The 593-nt window shown below is 73.2% G+C and carries 1 protein-coding gene; it reads right to left on the bottom strand.

Annotated features, from left to right (window positions below):
- Positions 1-593 (bottom strand): SecD/SecF family protein translocase subunit (locus tag ACFV9O_RS40830; RefSeq protein ID WP_385428245.1); only part of this gene is annotated, 593 nt, incomplete at both ends.

Here is a 593-nt window from a genome sequence, read left to right as displayed (position 1 = left end):
CCTTCACCGGGCCCGACGCCAGCACGAAGAGCAGCCCGGCCGCGATCAGCGTGGTGACGTTGGAGTCCAGGACCGCGCTCCACGCCTTGGAGAACCCGCGTGCCAGCGGCCGCCGCAGGTCCTTCGGCCGCCGGGACGCCTGACCGTACTCCTCCCTGGCCCGTTCGAAGACCAGCACGTTGGCGTCGACCGCCATACCGACCGCCAGCACGAACCCGGCGATGCCCGGCATGGTCAGGGTCGCGCCCAGCGCCACGATCGCGGCGTACGAGATGAGTCCGTACAGGGAGAGCGCCACCGTGGCGAGCAGGCCCAGGAGGCGGTAGACGACGGTGATGAAGACGGCCGTGCAGGCCAGGCCGATCAGTGCCGCCCAGGCGCCCGCCCGGATGGCCTCGGCCCCGAGGGAGGGGCCGACGGTCGACTGTTCGACGACCTCCACCGGCAGCGGCAGCGCGCCGCCCTTGACCAGTGCCGCCAGTTCGCGGGCGCCCTCGGCGTCGAAGCCGCCGGTGATCTGGGTGGAGCCGCCGGTGATCCCGGTGCCGCAGGGCACCGTCTCGCGCATGCCGGGCGCCGAGACGATCCGGTCG

Origin of the sequence: Streptomyces sp. NPDC059909 (assembly GCF_042730885.1) — a bacterium.
GTDB lineage: Bacteria > Actinomycetota > Actinomycetes > Streptomycetales > Streptomycetaceae > Streptomyces.
The sequence above is the reverse complement of the archived record's forward strand: the minus strand, read 5'-3'. Positions and strand labels throughout refer to the sequence as shown.